The organism is Anaplasma phagocytophilum (assembly GCF_023476575.1).
Classification (GTDB): Bacteria; Pseudomonadota; Alphaproteobacteria; order Rickettsiales; family Anaplasmataceae; genus Anaplasma; species Anaplasma phagocytophilum_A.
Genome location: NZ_JAHLEX010000009.1, coordinates 1 through 21,986, shown reverse-complemented (window position 1 = coordinate 21,986; position 21,986 = coordinate 1). Strand labels below are relative to the sequence as shown.

Genomic DNA, 21,986 nt, shown 5'->3' with positions numbered 1-21,986 from the left:
TAACTTTAATACCAAAGGAACTAGCAGACAGGATCTTTTTATATAACTGTGCAGATTTCAGCAAAGCTTTTGTAGGAATGCAACCCCAATTTAGGCACACGCCTCCCAGGTTGTCTTCACGCTCCACTATAGCTACTTTATATCCGAGCTGCGCCGCGCGAATAGCAGCTATATATCCCCCTGGTCCACTCCCGATTATTGCTACTTCGTACTTGTCCATGTGAGCACACAATACACACAATCGGGCATGATATTCAAAATTACCGAAATTGGCAATGTAATTTTACCAGTTTCCACAACCACGCTCAAAACAATATAGCAAATACCCCACCATCGCATAAATGGTAAAAAATTTTTATAAACGTTGCAAGTGATATAGTAAAAATATTAATATGACGCAGTCAAAATTATTAAATTCTTAAATTATGCAAAAATTAAATAAATTGCGAGATAGGGCTGGTGCTCTAGATGCTAGATTAGCAAGAGTAACAGGTCATGTACAAAACTCTGTTGGTGCAAATATTGCTGATGAGCAGGGGAGTGGCGCGGGGGATGATTGTGATGATATCGAAGATTATGAAAATGACATTGGGGATACTACGGAAGAGCCTTGGCGGGTTACGGGGCAAATGCTCTATAAACTCAATGAAGACTTTTTGGAAGAGCGAGAAAGATTTTTCGATAAAAATAACTTCGGTTATGACCGCGAAAATTCTGAAAACGTTATAGATGAGATATACGAACGCGGTATGGGTATAGATGAGGTCAAAAATCCAGAGATATTTCAATGTTTGATGGGAAATAAAGCGAGATTTTGGTCTACTGGGGATAAAGCTTTTTGTGTGCATTATCGTAAATGTGCTCAGGGTTACGATATGTATGTGCACGTTTTTTATGGGGATAGCGCGATCTTATCGAAGGTGAACAGTGCTCCGTTTTCGGAAGAGCATGTGGAATTCTATGCGCCTGTTTATGCTGTTTTTGAAGGTAATGGTGAATACAGGATTACTTTTGTTCATGTAGAGGATCAAAATATTTCCCCTTGGGAAGCGTCCTTGAGGAAGGTCAACGCCATGGTTATCAGTCAATATGTAATAGGGATTGCTGCTAATGATTCCTTGACCATGAAGGGACGAAGTTACAGATTGGAAGGTGGTGCTGATACCGCATATCGCAATCCTTTAGCTATATTGCATGATGTAAAAGGAGACGTTCTTGTTACGGGGAAATCTAAGGGAGATAGTAGGCTATCTGCAACAGATCAGGGGTATTTTTTATGGCGCTTTGCTGCTGACACGCTTCAGCCGGTTGTTCGTAGAAGTAGAATGTCGGCGGAAATACGTAGCTACCTATTCCGTAGATTTGGTGGTAGTTCTCTTGATAGACCAGAGCATTTGGTGATGTGGAATCGGGGGAATGATCGTCTAGCTTTGACCTATATAGGTAATTACCTCAGTGTCCAAGATCGTGAATATTATCACCCGTATAAGGCTTTTGACGCCGTTTTTTTCCGTAATAAAGCGACTGCGCGCCGTATTGCCTTGAGACAATGTCTGATAGGTACGGCTTTATGCAATATAGAGGCACGAGGAGTTGTACTGACTGCTAAAAGAATAAAACTTCTTAATGGGATTAGTATTGGTAGACTGAGGTACATTTTCTACGTGACACGCAGTTTGGACACTTTGAGTATGGAGGGGCTTTCTGTAGCAATGCTAGGTGAAGGTACTTACACGGTACTCGAGGATATTGTACCAATTGGATTTTCTGCATCTTCTCTTAATCTTAAAGGTGTGGGTGGCACGCATGTGGAGGTTATGCTTTTAGATGCTGCTTCATCGCACGTGAATGTGTATAGCGTCGACCTAAGGCAATTAAAGGACAAAAAAGGGTGTCGTATAGACGCCTTTTCCATAGATTATAGGAATCTGGATATGCAGGGAATGATCGCAGTTGCTAGAAGAGAGGTACGTGAAGTGCTTCGTGCTGTAGAGGAATCTGGTGTTGTAATAGAAGATATAGCGGCTGTTGAGGGGAATAACTCCGATTTAACTACTGCCAGAACGTATGCTTTTAAGTCGAGCATCGTAAAGCATAGCCATGCTGGAGTGAGGGATTTCACGGTACGGGATTCTGCAATTTGGCATACAATGGGTAATCAGCAAGATATTGAGGAAAAAACCACGCAAGTACGTGATTTGGTGCCTCTAGGTACTGCAGAGGGTGCGGGCGATCGTAATGCAGTGCTCAGTGCTCTAGAAGAAAGTTCTACTGTAGGGTTTTTTCCTTCTACTTTTGGTAAAAATGGGAGCATGGAGGTTGCTGCACTTAGCATGCAGGGTAATGACCATAAAAGAAGCAGTATAACTGATGCTGTAGAGGTGGCAGACGCTAATTCAGTTGTGCATACTACGGCACATTATGGAGCAGAGAATTCTTCAACTAATGGTTTGTTGAATTCTAACGCAAGTTCTGTAGGTAATGGTTCGAGTATCAAGCGATATAGTGAACAGGATTCATATTTTGGTGTCGGTGAGGGAATAATCGTCTTAGGAGCATTAGGTATAATCATTGCACTAATAGTGGCTGTGTATGCTATTGTGACGTATGTTAGAAATCAATCTACAGATTATAGGACAGATGTTGCAAGGGATACTCCAGAGAGTGGTCTTATGTCAAGTGAATATGTTACCCTTGGTGCGTATAATGAACAAAATGGTAGTGTGAGGTACACTATTGCAGAAGCTGCTTTACCAACTGAAACGCATGTCTGCACCACGGTTGATTGCGTTTTATGTAAAGAAGTAGAAACCACTAGTATGTTTTGTCAGACTACAAGTAAGCTTTAGTCTACATTAATGTTTTTTACATACACTGCCGCCACGGGTTAAATTTTGTCTTGTAGGTTGATGTTGCGGTGTGTGTAGATGGGTTTTATGGGCCTGCGAGGAGGTGACAGCTCTGTTGTAATTTGTATGGGTGATAATGGTGCTGTTGTAGTCAATATTGTTGGCGGTGTCATATGTGGTAAATATTTTGTTGATAGTGTGAAAGGAAGGGCATGGGAAGAGGTAAGGGAATGCATATTGGAAAATAAAAGGTCGTATATTTACTTAGTCCTCGACCATTCCAGCCAGGTTTATGGGATGAGGGAATTACCTCCTACTTGTAAGTTGTTACCGAAATCGATGTGGAGGAATAGACAAGGGGGTTTTGTAGATGTAAAGGGCTTCAAGACTTCCTTTTTTGTAGTTAATGCAGTAGAAAATGGGCAGTCTTTCGTTCGACATATGTTTGTCGAGAGCCGTATCGAAAATAGGCTTTTCGAGGATGTACTGAATTTTGTCACGCAGCATTCTTCCTTGTCTTTTCAAGGGATTCTTCTATTTTCTCTAGAACTTGCTTACATTGCGCATGGTGTTGCAACCAGAGAAGGTAATATCAAGAAATGGGTTGTTTTTCTTGCTTACACCAAGGTTGGGGATTTTAGGCTAATAGTACTGCATAACGGTAAGCTATTCGATGCAACTTCAATACGGGTAATGCAATCTGAGAGTGAGTTGCCAGATGTTGTAGCCGGAAAGGTATACCATAGTATGCAGAATGCGGTATCAGAGATTTCCAGAATTTATGGTCCAATTTCCCCTGGAGATATAGGGCTATACATGGTTGTATCTGGCTGTGTTAAGTCCTGTTTACTATCGTTTGACTTAAAGAAGGAGGATATCAATGTTTTTACACCATATGAATTAGGAAAGGTTTTAAAAATTCAGGATTGCGTCAGTGTTGGTAGTATGTGCTGTGACACAGTGCTTCTGTACGAGATGATGAAGAAACGGGAGTTTCAGTACATTATGCACACGAAAAAGACATTTGAGATGAGACGTGTGTCTTTATTGAAGAAGTTTGCTATAGTGCCTACTGTCTTTGCTATAGCGCTTCTAGCAGTTCTCTGCGTGTATGGTGGTATGAGTGTTTTAGAAACTAAGGACAAGAGATTATTACTCAACGACGAATCTGCTAAGCTTTTCGAGCGCTTAGAGAGTATACGGGGAGATCAGGAATTTGCGAGAATTCGTGAGATGTATGATGTTGTAGATCTTTATAGATCATTAACCAGTGTAGATAGATACCCGATGGTAAATTTATCTGTGTTGAGTAAAATGCCCAGGGATGGCTTTGAGTTTACGAGCTTTGAGTGGCGTGTGACTGAGGATTTTGGGGTCACGATAGCTTTAGGAGTATCAGTAAAGGGAGGAAAGATTAGGAATGTGGCTCACAAGCTTGGTCATGTACTAGAGGGGTTTAGGGTGATAGAAGTTGCGCCAGTGGATGTAAAAACAGGAAACTTTATTATACGCTTAGAGCGAATATGAAGTGCAAGAGGTATATGTGTTTAAGTACTATCTATTGCAAATCACAGCTTTTGTTACTTTTTTGGGCCTAGCAGTAGTATTACAGCGGGTGTATAGCATACATAGCAAGCACAAAGAAGAGGTTGCGATTCTTTACAAGGATATATCGAAGATGAAGCTGGAGATTAACAATGCTCATCATCATGAGATCAAGCTCAATAATAACTTTTCCGTATGGCGTGAATTGCACGATTCTCGCGTGTATGGTGGTAGTGAGCTAGAAAATGAGGTAGGGATAGAGAGCCTATTTTATGAGTTATGCCATAAACACAGGATTTCTATAGAAGAGGTATCTGTATCTGAGTCAGTCGATGTGAGTGCGCAATATGAGAAACGGTATATCAAAGTTGAGAAAAGTAGAGTGAGTATGAAATTTTCTGCGCTTACGGACAAGCACGCTGTATTATTCATTCAGGCTGTTAGGTACGATATACCGGGTTTTGTGGCGTTGAAACATTTAAAAATCGTAAAAAAGAGAGAGGTTACGCAAGAGGTTATAGAAGCGAATAGAAGCGGAAGTCTATTACCAACAGTGTCATGTCACGTTGAATTCGAGTTATACAAGATATCGGGTTGTCACGTATGAGATTAAAGCCTATTCTTTACGTGTTATTTTCACTTGCACTGACTTGCGCTGGGCATACGACAATTGCTCAAGAATGCACAGGTTTAGCGCATGCTCTTATGGACTGTTCTGTATATAAATGCGTTGCTAATCTTACAGGAGAGCGGGTACACTATGAAGTTTTAGGCTCTAATAGTGGAGTTTGCAAATATTCAGAGAGTGATGAGACAGGTTTTGCGTTATGTATGGTCTCGCAAGAAGATTTCAGTCACATCTCTAACTACCTGGTGCAGCTTTTTACAAAAAGTAGCAAAGTGCGATATCATGAAATCGCGCGTATGAAGGCAAAGACATGCCGCTTTTACAGGGTGCGTGGCAATAGTTTCATTAAGCGAGATGAGGCGTTAAATGAGACAGATGTTCGTGCGATAGAGCGCGCTGTTGGCCTGCGTATACGTAAAGAAGAGGTTGAGGGAGTACGGAGCATGTTTTTTGACGAAGAAGATCTTAAGAGGCTTGATTGAAAAGAATCTGATACTTGTTCTCTTTGTTCAATTATGTATTCCAAATTTTAGCAAGTAATCCAGCTACTATTGTTTTTTCTTCAGGAGTGAGTTCCTTTACTAGGTCTTTAGCTACGGCTGTGGCGTTGCTATTAGGAGAACCTATCTTTGGCCCACCGCTCGTCGCTTCAGCCTGACCCGTAGGCCAGTTTTTACCCTCACCTACTTTCACAGCGTTAACAAAACCACTAAGAGATTTAGGCCCCGTCGCGCTCGTGTCTGCTAAACCACTGCACTGCGCAGTATTATCTCCGTTGTTTCCGCTACTCCTTATGTCCGTCGTGTACGTCTTCCCCTTCGTCGACACCAATGCAGCATGACTTCCACTACAAACCTTGGTATCGATATTTGGATGAGAGATTTCAACAGCCTTAGCAAAGCGAACAATGTCCTTACCTTATCTAATAAGAGAACCCTGTACATAAACCAGATATGAAATCCTAGGATTACTAAACAAAACATACCTAGAGACTGCTTTAGATATTCGGAGAAGCGTAGTGACTTAGTCTCCTCGCAAATTAAACTCATTTGTAAACGAGAGATACTACATCATAAGCTAACTCCTTAGCTAGTAGATATACTGTATATGCTTCATCTTTCTCATTTAATAATAAGAGTTATTGCATAGGACTTGGTATACCCATCCATCATAGATAGTTGGCATACTCGCAAGCGTCTCCAGAAACTGCAAGATAGCTTTACCATCCGCATTGGTAACAGAGTAGATTTCTCTTGAATTACATTTAACCTTTGTAAAGTTTCAGCGGAGATCCTTAGATAGTCAGGTATTTCATAATTAGGCAACCGTATAAAACCATTATACGGACCTGCTAACACGGGAGAAGCGGTGCATCACTGAGACTAGGAAAATTGTAAGTGATTAGCACTAACTAATAGTGATGATGATACTTAAAAATTTTCTAGGAGAAAATTATCGAACAAATGTAAAGGAATAAACAGGCAGTTGTATGTTCTCTTATCCTGAAGTACAAGTTCTTGATAGTTCTTTGAGTTAGTGTTACCATCACTCACTTCTTCAGTCCAGATGCGTGAAAGAACACATTGTATGAAAATTACGATTCTTGGATGCGGGTCGTCAGTAGGTGTTCCATCGGTCGGGTGCGAGTGCGTGGTATGTGCTTCGGGACATCCGCATAATAAGAGAACAAGAACGTCTGCGCTCATAGAGAAGGGGGGTACGCGCTTATTAATTGATGCGTCTCCAGATTTGCGCATCCAAGCACTGCGTCAAAACTTTTGCACCATGGATGCGGTTTTATTTACTCATTGCCATGCAGATCACACAACAGGAATTTCTGAGCTTCAGGCATTTACCCCAAAGGTTGGTTACCATATTCCAGTCTATAGCGATTTTGGAACTTTAGCCTTGATCACGGCCAGTAACGCGTATCTTTTCATACCTAGTACGCCAGGGGCCCCATGGAAGAAGTGCCATTACTTAACAGTGAATCCAATTCGCCATAACGTTGAGTTTAATATCGGTGAGTTCAGTATTATGGCAATTAAGCAATTTCACGGTGAGATAAACAGTAATGGGTTCATATTCGATAATTCTGTAGCATATTGTACAGATGTAAAATCGTTTCCTGAAGCATCATGGGAGCGCTTGCGTAATAAACATATGATTATCTTCGGGTGTCTCAGATACCAGGTAGTGGGCGCACACGCTCATGTAGATCTATGTATAGAATGGGTTAAGGAATTGAAGCCGTATATCGCTGTCTTTACTCATATGAGCCATGACATAGATTATGAGCAATTTGTAAATTACTTACATAGTGAATTGCCGGGGCAAAAAGTTGTTGTTGCACACGATGGCTTGGAGCTGGAGCTGTGAGAAATGCGTCGCCTATTCTATAAAGCTATGGGAGAAAACAGCAGTTTTGCGCTATCGAGTGAGGAGGGAAGTTTCTCTAAGCCATATTGAGCATCAGAAGCCAATCCAAACGTCTTTTTAGGGGGTAGTATTTTTTTCTCCATCCCCCGTGCTATGTCATACAGTATGGCAGCAACGGCAGAGGTATAATCGCAATCCGCCCCAGGAACTCGGTGTTCAATTCTACAGTTCTGTTGTGAGAGTGTTGTATCGGGAATGCGCAACGCAGTGCTCCTATTGTTACCCCCCCAGCTTATAGTTGTAGGCGTGTGAATGTCATTATATGTGTAGCGCACGTATGAGCTCTCATTCGGAGCAAATAAAATCATGTGCTCTTTCATGAAAGTGCATAGCCCACCGAGGCTATAGGTTAAAGTTTTACTTAAATTATTTCCAGATCTATCCATAAAGAACATGTTCTGTGAGTTGCGGTCGAGAATATTAACATGTACGTGAAACGCGCTTCCAGACTTGTCAAGAAACGGCTTTGCAGAGAAATCTAAGGAGCAATTGTAAGATTTTGCGATTTCGAACATTAGATCTTTAGCTCTAGCAATGTCGGTAAGTAGCTGTATGACATCAGTAGTATGGTATGTTCTTAACTCGAATTGGTGTTCACAAATTTCCTTTAACAGATCAAAACGTAACTGACATAATTTTGGTGAAATATGCTGCAGAAATTTCGCTAACCCATCTTCATGACCGTGTATATAGAACTCAAGCTCAACACCAACAAGCGGGGTTGCTGCAAACTTGTCACTTAGATATGCGACGACATTTTTGAGCATTACGTACGAGATGGTATGCGGGTTTTTCTAGTGATGAAAGCAGCCAGCAAATTGAGCATCCAAGTAATAATGAATAACGTAAGCCCAAGCGCATAAGCTGACGAAGTATGAACACTTTGGAAATTCTGGTCTCCAGTAAGGATAGTGGCAATCTGCACAGTGATGGTAGTAACAGAATGCAAAGGATTAAATGTAAAACTCGCAGTTACCCCAGCAGCCATCAAAACTATCATAGTTTCCCCAATTACCCGTGAAATTGACAGAATGACCGAACTGCAAATATCCGGAAGTGCATAGGGTACAACTATGTTCCAAGTTGTCTCAGCTCGTGTTGCACCCAAGGCCATAGAGCCATACCTCAATATTTTCGGTACTGACCTCAATGCGTTTTCAATAAGCAGCGTTATGAAAGGAAGAATCATGATGCCAATGGCAATTCCAGCTACAAGAGCATTTTCAGACTGTGCATTGAATCCACAAAATTTGGCTAGGCTTCGTATGTTAGGTGATAGGAAAACCACTGCGAAATATCCGTATACTACGGTAGGTATGCCACACAATATTTCCAAAAGTGTGTTAAAAGTGTTACGCACCCTCTTATCGGAGTACTCGCTCACATATATAGCAGACAGCAGACCAAGAGGTAATGCCACGGTCACCGATACGATCACTATAAGAAGCGTACCACTCAATAAGGGTAGTATTCCAAAAGAGCCCACTAACTGACCGTTAATTATTTTAGAGTCAGGATTCCACGTTGTTCCAAAGATAAAGTCGGAAAGTGGCACCTCTGCAAAAAATAATTTTGATTTAAAAGCCAAGCATCCGGCAATCACTATCACAGTCAAAAAAGACAGTGCAGTAGAAAAGAGCATGGCGCTCTGTAGCACTCTAAACCTCTTATCGAAGCGCAGTGTATACAATATCAGGATTGCAGAACATAACACAGCAATGACGGAAATCGCCTCGTTTCTAAAAGACTGCAGTAACAAACCTGACAATAATGCCAGACCTACAACGATAGGGAAACAAGGCACACGTACCTTCCAGAAAGAAGAGTACCTCCACAGGCAATATCCCAAAGGAGGTAAGGCCAAAATAAGTGCCATAGCAAGCATCATTTCAGAGTTAATTCTTGTTAGTAAACTTGTAACTAGTATGCTAATAATGTAGAAATTTGTACACCACTTTCAGTTTTTTCATATGAGTAGTAGTTCTGTAAGCGGCATAAGGGAGGCCTTTTTAGACTTTTTTGAGAATCAAGGCCATATAAGATATCCGTCAGCGCCGCTAATCGCAGAAGGAGACGCATCGTTGTTATTCACTAATGCAGGCATGGTACCCTTTAAGCAGAGGTTTATAACTGGAGTTTCAGATGTAAAAACAGCTACAACAAGTCAAAAGTGTCTGAGGGCGGGTGGAAAACACAACGATTTAGAAAACGTGGGGTATACAAATCGTCATCATACGTTCTTTGAGATGTTGGGTAACTTTAGTTTCGGTGATTATTTTAAGGAAACTGCCATAGAATTAGCGTGGAAGTTTGTTACTAAAGAGTTGGGACTCAGCAAAGAGAGACTCTGGATTACAGTGTATAGTGAAGATCAAGAGGCCTTTGACATATGGAAGAAGATTACTGGGTATGCTGACCACAAAATCATCAGGATCTCAACCAGTGATAATTTTTGGAGTATGGGTGATACCGGTCCATGCGGTCCATGCTCGGAAATTTTTTACGATTATGGTGATGGTGTGCCAGGAGGACTTCCAGGAACGGAAGAAAGTGATGGTGCCCGGTACACGGAAATATGGAACCTGGTGTTCATGCAATATAACCGTGACGAATCGGGTGAGCTACATAAGTTGCCTAGAGGGTGTATAGATACAGGAATGGGGCTTGAGCGTATTGCAGCAGTTATGCAGGGTGTGTGTGACAATTATGAGACAGACATATTCCAAGCAATTATAGACAGATCACGTGGCATTTTCGGTTCACACGGTCACCCTATAGCCCATCGAGTAATAGCCGATCACGTAAGAGCGGCGTCATTTCTAATAGCTGAGGGCCTAACTCCCGGAAACGAAGGGCGTAATTACGTTTTGCGACGCATTATAAGAAGGGCTGTTCGGTATATATATCAACTTGTCGGAGATAAATTCTCGCTGCATGAAGTGGTTCCAGTGTTGACGAGAGAGGGAAGTGCGGGATACATGGGTAATGCTTACCCTGAAATCGTTAGGGCGGAACAATCAATAGTATCCACTTTGAAGATAGAAGAAGATGGATTTGCTGATACTCTGCGTCGTGGCACCAGCATTCTCGAACAGGAGATTCAAGGTCTAAAGTCAAGGGAAGTCTTGAGTGGTGAGATTGCATTTAAGCTATATGACACATATGGATTCCCGCTAGACATCACTCTCGACGTTGCAAAAGAAAGGGGTCTAAAGTTTGATGAGGATGGCTTCAATAAATGCATGGCAAAGCAGAAAGAGCAGTCGCGCAAGCATTGGAAGGGTTCAGGTGAAATTGCAGCACAAACAGTGAGCTCGCATATTTTAAACAAGCACAAGGCCACTAGTTTCGTAGGGTATGAGAATCATAGAATTAAATCTATGGTCAAAGAGATATTCTGTTCAGGAGAAGCCGTTACTTCAATGAGTGAAGGCGAAGAGGGCATGGCCATACTAGACGTAACGCCCTTTTACGCAGAATCCGGGGGGCAAGAAGGTGATACTGGCCTCCTTAACGTAGTAACGACCAAATGCGATAGCGTAGCTGAAGTTGTAGACACTACGAAATCTAATAATGTTCATTTGCACAAAATAAGAGTTGTTAGAGGCACCTTAAAGGTAGGAGATGTTGTAGAAGCAGTAGTAGATAAGCAACGCCGTGAAAAGCTCCGGGCAAATCATTCTGCAACGCATATATTACAATCTGTGCTCCGTACACTAATAGGTGAGGGAATTCAACAGAAAGGGTCTTTAGTCGCGGCGGACAAGCTGCGTTTTGATTTTAGTCATGCATTGCCATTAACTAAAGAGCAATTACGCACGGTAGAAAGGGAAGTTAATAGGCAAATCATGGCAAATCAGCCTATAATCATCGATCATTGTAGCTTAGAGGATGCCGTACATGAAGGAGCAATAGCCCTTTTTGGTGAGAAGTATAATGATCAAAATGTGCGTGTTGTCAGCATGGGTAGTTCCAAAGAACTATGTGGTGGTACCCACGTACGCTTCACAGGGGATATTGGAGCTTTTCGAATTGTCTCAGAGACTGGTATTGCTCAGGGAGTAAGGCGTATTGAGGCAATTACGGGGCATGAGGTTGTGAGCAGTATGAACAGGGATAGTGAATCGCTGCAACAAGTTGCGGAATGTCTTAGCGTTCCGGTAGACCAGGTAATGGAGAAGCTCAAGAAGGTATTTGTAGAGCAACGAGAGATAAATAAGAAGATGGCTACAATATGCTATACACACATGAATTCATGTGCAAAATGTATAGAAGTTGGTTCAGAGATAAAGTTATACGTAGGTGAGTTTAGCAACATACCGGTAGAGGTAGTAGCGAACTATGTTAGGGAGAAAATGCAGACCAATGAGGTGCGAGCGATCTCGACGACGGATGGCAAGAGGTCAACGTTTATAATAGGCGTGGGGGAAGGTGTAATCAAAAACATTAAAGCAACAGAGATAGTTAAAGCATTACAGCAGCAAGTCCAAGGAAAAGGAGGAGGAAGTCCCAGTACAGCCCGAGTAAGTCTGCCAAGCGAATATGCTACAAAAGCAGCTGAGATCATAAGGCAAACTGTTATTGACGCAATTTAAAATAGTGGCGCATAAGTATCCAGACCACCCGGATACCCTAACCCAAGCATTATTTATCAAACGCTTCACCTAGTGAATCGTCGAATGCTACGCCCAATTTACTGTAGCAACCAACATCATGAGCTAACATAAACTGACAATGGCACCCAAAACAATAAGAACAAGAAAAGACAATCTCTTGAATCATCTGCTCCACTAAAGCATGGGCTACTAAATGATTTACCGCTATGATAGTCTTTTTCGTAGCATAGGAAACAGCCTTTACAAACATAACACCCAAAATACCTACTAACCCATGCACAGCAGAAACAGCTATACCCTAAAGATCATCGAATTTTAGACCTGAATTGCGTCTCAATGCCTTTTTCACGAGCACCTACAAGAAATCATAGTGAGCCACGTGCAGCTATTTCAGGAACCACCCCACTATAAGCAGAATGCTCAACATTAATGATAAAAATCCGTCCATCATCACGCAGCAAAACGCCGCCAGCTATTAATAACTCGTGCAAGAATGTGAGCTAGCTATTAGCAGGTTTTGCTCCAGAAGCATTAGCGCTATCTTTGTTTAAAACCTCTGAAATAGATGACTTCAATATTTTAATTTCTACGCCATTGGAAACTTCGATGTGCAGCACAGATGCATTATTAGAATCCACCTTTGTAATAGTCCCATACACACCACCAGCAGCAACGACTTTATCGCCCCTTTTTAAGCTTCCTAAAAGCTTGTTATGTTCCTTGAGTTTCTTTTGTTGAGGACGAATTACTAGAAAGTAAAAAACACCGAATATTAAAACTAGTGGAATAAAACCAGCAATAGAAGCTCCGATTCCAGCAGCAGGTGCCGCAGCAGTAGAAGGATCTGCCGCATAAACATCAGTAAACGAAAGCATTTATCTCACCACGTATTATCAAGATCGCACTCTACCAAAGCCCAAGACTACTGTCAAGAAAAGCGAGCTCACACACCTCTCACACTTTCTTTTTACAAACTCTCCAATACAGCACCCAAACCAACATATGAGGAATCGCTATCTATGTAAGGAGCAAAAATAGAAAAACGTACCCCAATGCAATCCCCCAAATCACCACTTTGTATAGAGGTACCACCAGCAAACAACCCTGTTCGCCCAACTACTGTGTCTAAACTACCCCTCCTATTCTTTCGTCAAGTCAAGAGCCTATGTCATACCTATACATACCGCCAGGCCAATCTAGCAAATCAAGCGCTGCATAAACCTGATGTTTTGCTGTATCAAGATCATCTGCAGAAGCAACCACATTTAAAACCCTGCCCCCATCTGCTACCCAATCATTACCTACGCGCTTTGTTCCCGCGTGAAAAACTTGAACATTAGGACACTTTGCGACCGCATCTAGGCCATTTATAACAGAACCAGTCTCGCATCTATCAGGATAACCCTTACTAGCGGCTACAACACAAACAACAGACTTACGGTTCAATTCCACAACCTCACTACCCAACCTGCCTTTAGCAGTGAGCGACATAAGCCTCAATAAATCGGAATCTAGCCTAGGCAAGATCGCTTGCGTCTCTGGATCACCAAACCGAACATTATACTCTAGAAGATACGGCTCATTTTTTCTAATCATGATGCCGGCAAATAAGAGGCCCCTATACCGGATGCCCATATTGTACATTGCCTTTATTGTTGGATACACAATCTTCTGTACGATCAGATGTTCCATCTCAGGCGTCATTATGTTTGGTGACGAGTAAGAACCCATGCCTCCAGTATTCGGGCCTTTGTTTCCATCGTACAGCGTCTTATAGTCCTGTACAGCGCCCAGAACAACCGGATTTGTGCCATCTATAAGAGTTAGAAAACTGAGCTCTGTCCCCTCCAAAAATTCCTCAATCACCACAGCATCACCAGCTTTGCCAAATTTGCCATGCACAAGCATAGATTCCAATGCATCATATGCTTCATCATGGGTTCGGCATACAACCACACCTTTTCCTTTTGCAGGTCCATCCGCCTTCACCACTAAAGGAAGCTTGCTACGTTTTACATACTGTTTTGCAGCATTTATATCCATGAAATAGCCATACCGTGCTGTCGGTATGTGATATCTAGAACAAAGCTCCTTCGTAAACCCTTTTGAGGCTTCTAACCTAGACGCAGCCTTGGAAGGGCCGAAAACGAAGATCCCCTCATCGCTTAGAGCATCGGCTAAGCCATTTATTAGGGGCTGTTCCGGACCCACAACGATCAAATCTATCTTTTCCTGCTTGCACAGCTGTACTACTTCTACAAAATTGTCAACACTTACGTCTACTAAGGTAGCCAGATCTGACATTGCTTCACGACCAGGTGCAACGAACAGACGCTCCAGCATTGGTGAACGACTAAGACAAGTCAGCAAAGCATGCTCTCTTCCACCAGAGCCTATAACAAGAACATTCATAATGCCTCCAATAATATAGAGACTACTCCTAAAGCAACATCATAGCGTACGCTATCATAAATGACATACTTGTCAACGAGTTTAGACATTGTCGCTTCGGTCAAGATATTAGGGCTTGCCCCGTTATAGTCTTTGTGATTAAATCGCGCGAGCGTGGGGTTTTTTCTGGTGCTACTAATGAGTCTTCGTGGAGTTTACTTTGTACTTTTCGCTGTCCTCGCAGTGTTTTCGGGAAGCGTTCGTGCTGATGAAATTATAGACGATGTAGGTGTGCACGTCCTTTATGACCGAGCGTCAGTGCTATTCGAGAAGAAGAAGTACAAGGATGCCATAGCGATATTAAATAAAATAGAGGCCCTATATCCATTTTCTCAGGTAGCGATAGATGGGAGTTTAATGTCCGCCGAGGCTAATTATGAACTGGGAAATTATCGTGAAGCTGCAACCCTTGTCGAAGGGTACATAGGCATATATCCTAATAGTCCTGTCATTGATTATGCATACTACATAAGGATCGCGTCCAAATACATGCTGGTTCCCGATTTAGGTCTTGATGAATCCATAGCGAAAGAAGTCCTGGAGTATGCTGCAGAGTTTGTCAAGATGTTTCCAGAGTCTGAGTACCTTGCACCTGTGCAAGAGAAGCTGGGTCATTTGAGGAATCATGTTGCAGCGAAGGAGTTTTTGACAGGAAGATTCTATATGAAACGTGGTGAGTATATAGCAGCTGTAAAGAGATTTTCCACACTCGTTAGGGAATACCCTGATTCCGTATATTTTCAAGAAGGAATTTATAGGTTGGCGGAGGCGTATAGCGCTATAGGTGATAAGGATACAGCGAGCGTGTACACAGACATGCTGGCAATCCCCGAAGACATGCTAGATTAAGAACACAGCGCAATAGCTGAGAAAATGAGGAATAAATAGTAAATAGAAAAGCTAAAGAGCCCCATGCAAGCCTTTGGCGAGGGTTCACCAACTTCTTTCAGCAAACGGTACGCGTGAGTCAGAAATACTGCTCCCAGACTTGAAGCAATGATTTCGTACAGTACTGTTTCTGTTAAGAATAGACCAGGCAACATAGCCACAATAAATAGAAGTAAACTGTAACCCATTATATGATTTTTTGTCGATCTGACGCTATAGACCGGCAGCATTGGGATTCCGGCCATTTTGTACTCATTTCGGTTGAGTAACGAGAGTGCCCAGAAGTGCGGAGGAGTCCACAAAAATATCATCATGAATAGCAGCAGACTCTCTATCGAAGGCATGCCTGTTACAGATGTCCACCCAATAACAGGGGGAAACGCGCCAGCTATTCCACCAAGTACAATGTTTTGTTGTGTTCTCCTCTTCAGTACCATAGTATACACAACAGCATAGAATGCAATACTACAAGCTAATAGAATTGCTGACACATAATTTACCGTGATCGACATTATGAATACTGAGAGCAGAGATAAGGCTACCCCACACTCTAGCGCCTGCGCACGCGATATCCTTCCAGAAGGGATTGGACGTGTTTTAGTTCTAGACATCACGGTATCGATATCACTATCGAACCACATATTCAACGCTCCAGCACCACCTGATCCTATAGCAACACATAAGGCTGACATAAGACCGATAAGCGGATGTATTGTTCCGGGGGCCATGACCATACCAGTAGAAGCCGTGAAAACTACCAAGTACATGATTCTAGGCTTTAAAAGCTGCCAATAGTCTCTCGCCGAAGAAAGAGCAAAGTGTTGCGAAACACCCATCATGAGCACCAATAGGAATCTACACTAGTCCACATGAGGTACTTCTTCGAAGGTGTGAAACGGAGCAGGCGACGGCAACGTCCACTCTAAAGTATCACCACCCCACGGGTTAGAAGGCGCCTTTTCCCCCTTCCTCAGAGTATATATCACTATAGCTATAAAAAATATAACAGATATGAAAGACAACAAAGCCCCCACAGAGGATATATAATTCCACGGAACAAACGCATCAGGATAGTCAGGTATTCTCCTCGGCATTCCAGCAAGCCCCAAAAAGTGCTGAGGAAAAAACGTTATGTTTGTAGCAATAAAAGTGAACCAGAAATGTATCTTCCCCATAGATTCAGGATACTGTCTACCAGAAATCTTCCCTATCCAATAATAGAACCCTGCATAAGCAGCGAACAGCGCTGCTATAGACATAACATAGTGAAAATGCGCAACAACATAATATGTGTCATGCAAAACCCTATCTATACCACCATGCGATACTATTATGCCGGTCATCCCTCCTACAGTAAAAACAAAAATGAACCCTATCGCAAAAAGCATAGGAGTCTTAAATTCTATTTTTCCACCCCACATTGTAGCAATCCAACTAAACACCTTTACGCCAGTAAGCACACCGATTAGCATTGTAGTTACGCTATAGTAAGTTACCAACTCAGCACTTATCCCCGTTGTGAACATGTGATGCGCCCAAACAACCAATCCTACGGTAGCTATACCGACAAGCGCAAAAACCATGCCTAAGTAGCCAAAAACAGCCTTATGTGAAAAAGTTGATACTATCTGACTAACTATACCAAAAGCAGGGAATATAATGACATAAACCTCCGGATGCCCAAAAAACCAGAACAAATGCTGAAATAATATGGGATCCCCGCCACCAGCAGGATTAAAAAAGCCAGTACCAAAATTACGATCCGTTAAAAGCATTGTTATAGCACCAGCCAGAACCGGAAGAGAAACTATCAACATGAAGGAAGTTAATAATATCGTCCACACAAACAACGGCATTTTCATTAAAGTCATGCCGTGTGCACGCATATTAAAAATAGTAACAATAAAATTTATTGACCCAACTATTGAAGAAATCCCGGCAACATGTAACGCAAGTATTGCCATATCTACAGCAGCATCAGGATGCGATCCAAGATATGAAAGAGGGGGATAAAGAGTCCACCCCGTACCCGGCCCATCACCTATAAACACAGAGCATATCAATAACGCAAGCGACGAAACCAACATCCAGAAACTTAGATTATTAAGCCGTGGAAACGCCATATCCGGAGCTCCTATTAGGAGAGGCACAAACCAGTTACCGAATCCCCCAGTCAGAGCTGGCATTATCATAAAAAACACCATGATTAACGCATGCCCTGTCACCATCACATTATATAGCTGATAGTTACCAGTTAGCACATCAATATGCGCCAACTGAGCCCGCAAAATTAAAGATAAAAGCCCCCCGATAACTCCCCCGATAATAGAAAAAATTATGTACATTGAACCTATATCCTTGTGGTTTGTCGAGAACAACCAACGTCTCCAACCCTTAGGCACATGCTCTACATCCATAATGCTCTCCATTCACACTCGGAAAAAACAAAACGCGACCACTATAAGTAATCGCAACGCACTCAAGACTCTACCTTCTTCTGAGCCAACCAAGCTTCAAACTGTTCCTGAGTCACAGCTTCCACCACTATAGGCATGAACCCGTGCAATCTTCCACAAAGCTCAGAACACTGTCCATAATAAATACCAGGCTCTTTCACTAAGAACCAAGCTTCATTCAACCTACCAGGCACTGCATCTACTTTCACCCCTAAAGAAGGCACAGCCCAGCTATGTATAACATCACCACTAGTAGTCTGTAACAAAACGGTCTTATTGACAGGCACAACCATTCTGTGATCTACCTCAAGCAATCGCAGTTCATCACCCGTTATTTCGGAATCAGCCTTCATATAGCTATCAAAGCTTATGTCATTTTCGGGGTACACATAGGACCAGTACCACTGATAGCCGATAGCCTTGATGACGAAATCTGCCTTAGGCAACTTCTGCTCATACCTAATAAGCTTGACATTACTAAATGTCAAGAAACCGACTATCAGCAAAGGCACTAGCGTCCACAGTATTTCAAGAACAACATTGTGAGAATTCTTTCTGTTAAATTCTACCTGATCCCCTGGCCTTTTTCTATACCTCACCAGCACATATGCAAGAAGAACGAAAACCAAGATAACAACGGCAGACATTACAATCATCACGAAATTGTGAGATTTCTGTATAGCCTCCATAATCTCGGTAGCAGGTTCCTGAAATCCAAATTGCCACGGCTTCGGAGCACTGGCTTCTACGCTGTAGGACAGAAAAAAGCCAAAACAACAAAACGCAACACTGATGAGAAATGCGCGAAGCATAAGGAAAAAGCCTAGTATGAAGCCAAAAAATCTAACAATCAATCATACATTTAGGTTGTAGGAATGCAAGGTTTTTGTTATCCAGCAACTGGGGATACTAGTGCATGTTTCACCTATGCAAAGGGGAAAAAAGCTATAGCTGGACCTATAGTCTGTGAGAAGGATTGCAATTACACAGATGTATCTGCATGGTAGTAGTTTTGCTTCGTAGATGAGAGATTTACTACATAGGCTTTGGTATACCTATGGGATCCACAGGTAATTTGTGTACTTACCTGCGTATTTGAAGGTAACTTACCAATACCGCATGGTGAAACTTTCTGTAATTATACCAGTCTCTAAGAATCACTATCTTTTTCTGAAGCTGTTCCATACTAAGATATTCTCGTATTAAAATTGAGGTTGCTATGGGATTATATTCCCAACTCCCGCAGAATGTATTCTCTAAATCTAGTAAAACAATCATCACACCCAAAGCTAACCATGGAAAGGTTCGAAGTCACTTGTCTCATATTCTCATGAAGTTAGAAGAAACAGCCCTAATCTCAATGACCTCACCCCCTTCAATAGTTTTAGCTAGTAACCCAGCTACTATTGTTTTTTCTTCAGGAGTGAGTTCCTTGACTAGGTCTTTGGCTACGGCTGTAGAGTTACTATTCTTTGTGGCATCTCTAGCACTACTATTGAATACTCTACCCGTAGGCCAATTCTTCTCACCAATCTTTACACCTTCCACAAACTTGCTAAACGATAGTGTAGAATCCTTAGCCGTAGCGAAGCCGCTGCACTGCGCCACGGCGCTTGCAGTTGCCTCAGCTGCAAACGACGAAGGGCTACTTTGCCCTGAAGTATCTCTATCGCCATGAGTTCCGGTACATACTTTCTTATCGATGATAGGGTGAGAGATTTCAACAGCCTTAGCAAAGTGAACAATGTCCTTACCGTTTATTTTGGCAAGAGCAGCAGCAAGCTTGTCAGTCTGACCAGTAACTACATCATAAGCTAACTCCTTAGCTAGTAGATATACTGTATCAGCTTCATCTTCCTTACTACCACTATCTCTAATACCCTTGGTCTTGCTTTTTCATAATAAGAGTTATTGCATAAGCTCTTGGTATACCTCGCGATTCATAGATAATGGGAATACTTACCAGTGTTTTCGAAATGGAAAGATATCCTCACAGTGCAGTATTGGGATAACGTCTTCGCTATGAGATTCTATCGGTGTAACTTCCTAATGTCTCAGAAAACTACCATCACACCCAAAGTTTACTCCATAACCGAAGTAGAAGAAACGACTGTTATCTTAATAACCGTCACTGCTTCAATTATTGCGGGTACTAGGTATACCCCGAGTTTTGAATATACCCTGAAAAGCATCTCCACTGTACTGGTCTTATAGGATATTTAAGACTGCAGTACGGTTTTGACTCATAAAGGCAGTAGGTATATAGTATATTCTATGGCAGTAGCATGTGGTGTAAAGTTGCACCACAGTGGTCTTGGCGTTTAGGTATATGAGAGGTGCTTTGTGCGGGTTTCCGAAACGTGTATAAACTCAGAGAATGATGTATTGAATGTTTTGATGGAACGATCTGCTATCTTAAAGGGTCATTTCCTCCTTACTTCAGGTCTTCACACCGATACCTATATACAGTGTGCAAAGTTACATGAAGTACCTTCCGTGTGTGTGTTTTTGTGTGAGGCTTTGCTTAAAAAGGCACGCGCCAGTGATCATGAAGACTTGCTCAATGTGGATGTTATAGCGTCTCCTGCAATAGGAGGGCTTATGTTTGGATATGAAATAGCCCGGCAGCTTGGCGTAAATTTTGTATTTTTTGAGCGTGTTGATGGTTGCTTTACCTTGCGTAGAGGATTTAATGTTGCTGAGAATGCTAAGGTTCTAATTGTGGAAGACGTTATTACCACCGGCAAATCTTCTCTTGCAGTTATTAAGGCAGTAACTGCCCTGGGTGGGAAGATCGCAGGTGAATTAAGTATTGTCACGCGCGCCAAAGATGTGGACATTCCTGTGCCAGTAGTCAGTTTGCTGTCATTAGACATAAAGAATTACCGTGCTGAAGAAGTGCCTGACTTTTTAGCGCAAATCCCTATCTCAAAGCCTGGTAGTAGTTTTATTAAATAAGCTGTTTTTTTTGTGTAGATTGACACTATTCGTCAACATATCGTAGCGGCAAGATGGGAGACGTAGGACACTTTAGGAATATGAAAGAAAGGTATGCTCAGCAGGTATTGGTTCCTGAAGTTGGCGCGCAGGGACAAAAGCGACTACTGAGTAGCTCAGTCTTGGTTGTAGGATGCGGAGGCCTCGGTAGCGCTACGATTCCAATTCTTGCAGCAAGTGGAATTGGACGTCTCATCTTATGTGATGACGATACAGTCAAGGTTTCTAATCTTAACAGGCAAACGATATATAGAGAAGAAGACATCGGGTTGAGCAAAGTCGATGTGGCAACACGATTTGTGCAAAAACTAAATAGCGACCTGGAAGTTATAGGGTTAAAAGCTGCTATAGGGCCACACAACTTCAATACTGTCCTTCACGATGTAGATATCGTAGTAGACTGCGTCGACAGATTAGCGGTGAAACTATTTCTAAACGATGCGTGTGTTGCAAAAAATAAAGTACTTATACACAGTGTGGCAATAGGGTTTGTCGGTGAATTAATGGTTATCCATCCGGGGAAAAGCCCGTGCTATCGTTGTTTTTTTGAGCAGCAACCTGTAAGTACGGATCTCAATTGTGCTCGTGCAGGCGTGATTGGTGCTACGGTTGGAGTTGTGGGAAGCATGGCTGCTAGCGAGGTGATAAAGCACGTAGTTGGAGTCTCACAGCCCAATATTGGCAAGTTACATAGGATTGATCTGCTTAATCACAATTTTACGACGTACGAATTTTCTAAAAATCCACAATGTATGTGTTGTGGGACAAATAGCATCACAGATCCATACGATTTGGAAAGTTATGAAGGTAAACTTAGGCAGCATGAATAAAATTGCTCGCTGTTAAATCTGCTCTTATAGCAAAAGTGAAGCTTATACAGTCATATGCTAGTTACGAAGTATACTGCGGTGCAAGCTATGGTTTCGTAAGTAATAGAAGCCGTTTATCCTATAGGAAGATATAAAGTATGGAATATTGAAGTTCTACAAACTAAGGCTTTGTTCAACAAAAAAAGTATTCATTTCAAAGAGATAGATATAACTAACGATCCAGAAGCACAACTTGAAATGGTAGAACGCTCCGGTAGGAAGACTGTTCCACAGATATTCATTGACGG

25 protein-coding genes are annotated in these 21,986 nt (G+C 42.1%); 10 read left to right on the top strand and 15 right to left on the bottom strand.

Going from position 1 to position 21,986, the window contains the following annotated elements; genetic code table 11:
• Positions 1–220, bottom strand: a 220-nt coding sequence (locus KPX09_RS01030) for an FAD-dependent oxidoreductase (protein WP_249548558.1), incomplete at its 3' end; no start/stop codon positions are given.
• A gap of 205 nt (positions 221–425) precedes the next feature.
• On the opposite strand from KPX09_RS01030, the gene KPX09_RS01025 reads away from it, so the two are divergent.
• From KPX09_RS01025 to KPX09_RS01010, 4 genes are all read left to right on the top strand, one after another.
• On the top strand, positions 426–2,849 hold the full coding sequence (locus KPX09_RS01025) for a hypothetical protein (protein ID WP_249548557.1): 2,424 nt from the start codon (positions 426–428) through the stop codon (positions 2,847–2,849).
• A gap of 87 nt (positions 2,850–2,936) precedes the next feature.
• A complete protein-coding gene (locus tag KPX09_RS01020; RefSeq protein ID WP_249548556.1) occupies positions 2,937–4,376 on the top strand; it encodes a hypothetical protein in 1,440 nt (479 codons plus the stop codon).
• Between the two features lie 16 nt (positions 4,377–4,392).
• A complete protein-coding gene (locus KPX09_RS01015; protein WP_249548555.1) occupies positions 4,393–5,001 on the top strand; it encodes a hypothetical protein in 609 nt (202 codons plus the stop codon).
• Entirely contained in the window at positions 4,998–5,504 is a 507-nt protein-coding gene (locus KPX09_RS01010; protein WP_249548554.1) for a hypothetical protein, read from the top strand. The genes KPX09_RS01015 and KPX09_RS01010 overlap by 4 nt, the downstream gene beginning before the upstream one ends.
• 31 nt (positions 5,505–5,535) lie before the next feature.
• Here the strand turns inward: KPX09_RS01010 and KPX09_RS01005 are convergent, their stop codons facing one another.
• Together KPX09_RS01005 and KPX09_RS01000 are read right to left on the bottom strand one after the other, a co-directional pair.
• The gene (locus KPX09_RS01005) at positions 5,536–5,850 is read right to left on the bottom strand and encodes a hypothetical protein (RefSeq protein WP_249548553.1); all 315 of its coding nucleotides are present in this window, start codon (positions 5,848–5,850) and stop codon (positions 5,536–5,538) included.
• Entirely contained in the window at positions 5,814–5,966 is a 153-nt protein-coding gene (locus KPX09_RS01000; RefSeq protein WP_249548552.1) for a hypothetical protein, read from the bottom strand. Before KPX09_RS01000 ends, KPX09_RS01005 begins: the two co-directional genes overlap by 37 nt.
• Before the next feature lie 643 nt (positions 5,967–6,609).
• Between KPX09_RS01000 and KPX09_RS00995 the strand changes: the two genes are divergently transcribed.
• Entirely contained in the window at positions 6,610–7,401 is a 792-nt protein-coding gene (locus KPX09_RS00995) for an MBL fold metallo-hydrolase (protein ID WP_249548551.1), read from the top strand.
• A 17-nt stretch (positions 7,402–7,418) separates the two neighbouring features.
• Here KPX09_RS00995 and KPX09_RS00990 read toward each other — a convergent pair whose 3' ends face one another.
• Together KPX09_RS00990 and pstC are read right to left on the bottom strand one after the other, a co-directional pair.
• Positions 7,419–8,228 carry a glutamine synthetase gene (locus KPX09_RS00990; protein ID WP_249548550.1) on the bottom strand — a complete coding sequence of 270 codons (810 nt, stop codon included), beginning with the start codon at positions 8,226–8,228 and terminating at the stop codon, positions 7,419–7,421.
• Positions 8,228–9,337, bottom strand: coding sequence for a phosphate ABC transporter permease subunit PstC (gene pstC, locus KPX09_RS00985; RefSeq protein ID WP_410518466.1), 1,110 nt, complete (start codon positions 9,335–9,337; stop codon positions 8,228–8,230). Before pstC ends, KPX09_RS00990 begins: the two co-directional genes overlap by 1 nt.
• A 94-nt stretch (positions 9,338–9,431) precedes the next feature.
• Here pstC and alaS point away from each other — a divergent pair, with 94 nt between their 5' ends.
• A complete protein-coding gene (gene alaS, locus KPX09_RS00980) occupies positions 9,432–12,056 on the top strand; it encodes an alanine--tRNA ligase (protein ID WP_249548548.1) in 2,625 nt (874 codons plus the stop codon).
• 49 nt (positions 12,057–12,105) lie between these two features.
• Here alaS and KPX09_RS00975 read toward each other — a convergent pair whose 3' ends face one another.
• The 5 genes from KPX09_RS00975 to purD all read right to left on the bottom strand — a co-directional run bounded on the left by KPX09_RS00975 (position 12,106) and on the right by purD (position 14,489).
• The gene (locus tag KPX09_RS00975) at positions 12,106–12,357 is read right to left on the bottom strand and encodes a hypothetical protein (RefSeq protein WP_249548547.1); all 252 of its coding nucleotides are present in this window, start codon (positions 12,355–12,357) and stop codon (positions 12,106–12,108) included.
• A gap of 85 nt (positions 12,358–12,442) precedes the next feature.
• Positions 12,443–12,568 (bottom strand): hypothetical protein, encoded by a 126-nt coding sequence (locus KPX09_RS05550; protein WP_275973562.1) that lies wholly within the window; start codon positions 12,566–12,568, stop codon positions 12,443–12,445.
• Positions 12,569–12,577: 9 nt separating this feature from the next.
• On the bottom strand, positions 12,578–12,952 hold the full coding sequence (yajC, locus tag KPX09_RS00970) for a preprotein translocase subunit YajC (RefSeq protein ID WP_249548546.1): 375 nt from the start codon (positions 12,950–12,952) through the stop codon (positions 12,578–12,580).
• 92 nt (positions 12,953–13,044) lie between these two features.
• Positions 13,045–13,179, bottom strand: coding sequence for a hypothetical protein (locus KPX09_RS05545; protein ID WP_275973561.1), 135 nt, complete (start codon positions 13,177–13,179; stop codon positions 13,045–13,047).
• 53 nt (positions 13,180–13,232) lie between these two features.
• Entirely contained in the window at positions 13,233–14,489 is a 1,257-nt protein-coding gene (gene purD / locus KPX09_RS00965) for a phosphoribosylamine--glycine ligase (RefSeq protein WP_249548545.1), read from the bottom strand.
• A gap of 177 nt (positions 14,490–14,666) precedes the next feature.
• On the opposite strand from purD, the gene KPX09_RS00960 reads away from it, so the two are divergent.
• Entirely contained in the window at positions 14,667–15,377 is a 711-nt protein-coding gene (locus KPX09_RS00960) for an outer membrane protein assembly factor BamD (RefSeq protein WP_249548544.1), read from the top strand.
• On the opposite strand, the gene KPX09_RS00955 is transcribed toward KPX09_RS00960, so the two are convergent.
• From KPX09_RS00955 to KPX09_RS05680, 5 genes are all read right to left on the bottom strand, one after another.
• On the bottom strand, positions 15,374–16,255 hold the full coding sequence (locus KPX09_RS00955) for a heme o synthase (protein WP_410518465.1): 882 nt from the start codon (positions 16,253–16,255) through the stop codon (positions 15,374–15,376). The two genes, KPX09_RS00960 and KPX09_RS00955, sit on opposite strands and share 4 nt — an antisense overlap.
• 21 nt (positions 16,256–16,276) lie before the next feature.
• Positions 16,277–17,833 (bottom strand): cytochrome c oxidase subunit I, encoded by a 1,557-nt coding sequence (gene ctaD, locus KPX09_RS00950; protein ID WP_249548543.1) that lies wholly within the window; start codon positions 17,831–17,833, stop codon positions 16,277–16,279.
• Positions 17,834–17,895: 62 nt separating this feature from the next.
• Positions 17,896–18,684, bottom strand: a complete 789-nt coding sequence (gene coxB / locus KPX09_RS00945; protein WP_249548542.1) for a cytochrome c oxidase subunit II — start codon at positions 18,682–18,684, stop codon at positions 17,896–17,898.
• Between the two features lie 508 nt (positions 18,685–19,192).
• Entirely contained in the window at positions 19,193–19,420 is a 228-nt protein-coding gene (locus KPX09_RS05685; RefSeq protein ID WP_346017218.1) for a hypothetical protein, read from the bottom strand.
• Positions 19,408–19,617: a hypothetical protein gene (locus KPX09_RS05680; RefSeq protein WP_346017217.1), complete on the bottom strand. Its 210-nt coding sequence runs from the start codon at positions 19,615–19,617 to the stop codon at positions 19,408–19,410. Before KPX09_RS05680 ends, KPX09_RS05685 begins: the two co-directional genes overlap by 13 nt.
• A gap of 598 nt (positions 19,618–20,215) precedes the next feature.
• On the opposite strand from KPX09_RS05680, the gene pyrE reads away from it, so the two are divergent.
• The 3 genes from pyrE to KPX09_RS00925 all read left to right on the top strand — a co-directional run.
• A complete protein-coding gene (gene pyrE / locus KPX09_RS00935; RefSeq protein WP_410518464.1) occupies positions 20,216–20,830 on the top strand; it encodes an orotate phosphoribosyltransferase in 615 nt (204 codons plus the stop codon).
• 80 nt (positions 20,831–20,910) lie between these two features.
• Complete coding sequence (locus tag KPX09_RS00930) at positions 20,911–21,699, top strand: HesA/MoeB/ThiF family protein (protein WP_249548559.1); 789 nt, start codon at positions 20,911–20,913, stop codon at positions 21,697–21,699.
• Positions 21,700–21,867: 168 nt separating this feature from the next.
• On the top strand, positions 21,868–21,986 hold a 119-nt coding region (locus KPX09_RS00925), incomplete at its 3' end, for a glutaredoxin domain-containing protein (protein WP_275973563.1).

Excerpts from the sequence above, each read along its gene's own strand:
- KPX09_RS01025 (WP_249548557.1), top strand. The coding sequence starts at position 426 with ATGCAAAAATTAAATAAATTGCGAGATAGGGCTGGTGCTCTAGATGCT.
- KPX09_RS01020 (WP_249548556.1), top strand. The coding sequence starts at position 2,937 with ATGGGCCTGCGAGGAGGTGACAGCTCTGTTGTAATTTGTATGGGTGAT.
- KPX09_RS01010 (WP_249548554.1), top strand. The coding sequence starts at position 4,998 with ATGAGATTAAAGCCTATTCTTTACGTGTTATTTTCACTTGCACTGACT.
- KPX09_RS01000 (WP_249548552.1), bottom strand. The coding sequence starts at position 5,966 with ATGTACAGGGTTCTCTTATTAGATAAGGTAAGGACATTGTTCGCTTTG.
- KPX09_RS00995 (WP_249548551.1), top strand. The coding sequence starts at position 6,610 with ATGAAAATTACGATTCTTGGATGCGGGTCGTCAGTAGGTGTTCCATCG.
- KPX09_RS00990 (WP_249548550.1), bottom strand. The coding sequence starts at position 8,228 with ATGCTCAAAAATGTCGTCGCATATCTAAGTGACAAGTTTGCAGCAACC.
- pstC (WP_410518466.1), bottom strand. The coding sequence starts at position 9,337 with ATGGCACTTATTTTGGCCTTACCTCCTTTGGGATATTGCCTGTGGAGG.
- alaS (WP_249548548.1), top strand. The coding sequence starts at position 9,432 with ATGAGTAGTAGTTCTGTAAGCGGCATAAGGGAGGCCTTTTTAGACTTT.
- yajC (WP_249548546.1), bottom strand. The coding sequence starts at position 12,952 with ATGCTTTCGTTTACTGATGTTTATGCGGCAGATCCTTCTACTGCTGCG.
- purD (WP_249548545.1), bottom strand. The coding sequence starts at position 14,489 with ATGAATGTTCTTGTTATAGGCTCTGGTGGAAGAGAGCATGCTTTGCTG.
- KPX09_RS00960 (WP_249548544.1), top strand. The coding sequence starts at position 14,667 with ATGAGTCTTCGTGGAGTTTACTTTGTACTTTTCGCTGTCCTCGCAGTG.
- KPX09_RS00955 (WP_410518465.1), bottom strand. The coding sequence starts at position 16,255 with ATGATGGGTGTTTCGCAACACTTTGCTCTTTCTTCGGCGAGAGACTAT.
- ctaD (WP_249548543.1), bottom strand. The coding sequence starts at position 17,833 with ATGGATGTAGAGCATGTGCCTAAGGGTTGGAGACGTTGGTTGTTCTCG.
- coxB (WP_249548542.1), bottom strand. The coding sequence starts at position 18,684 with ATGCTTCGCGCATTTCTCATCAGTGTTGCGTTTTGTTGTTTTGGCTTT.
- KPX09_RS00930 (WP_249548559.1), top strand. The coding sequence starts at position 20,911 with ATGAAAGAAAGGTATGCTCAGCAGGTATTGGTTCCTGAAGTTGGCGCG.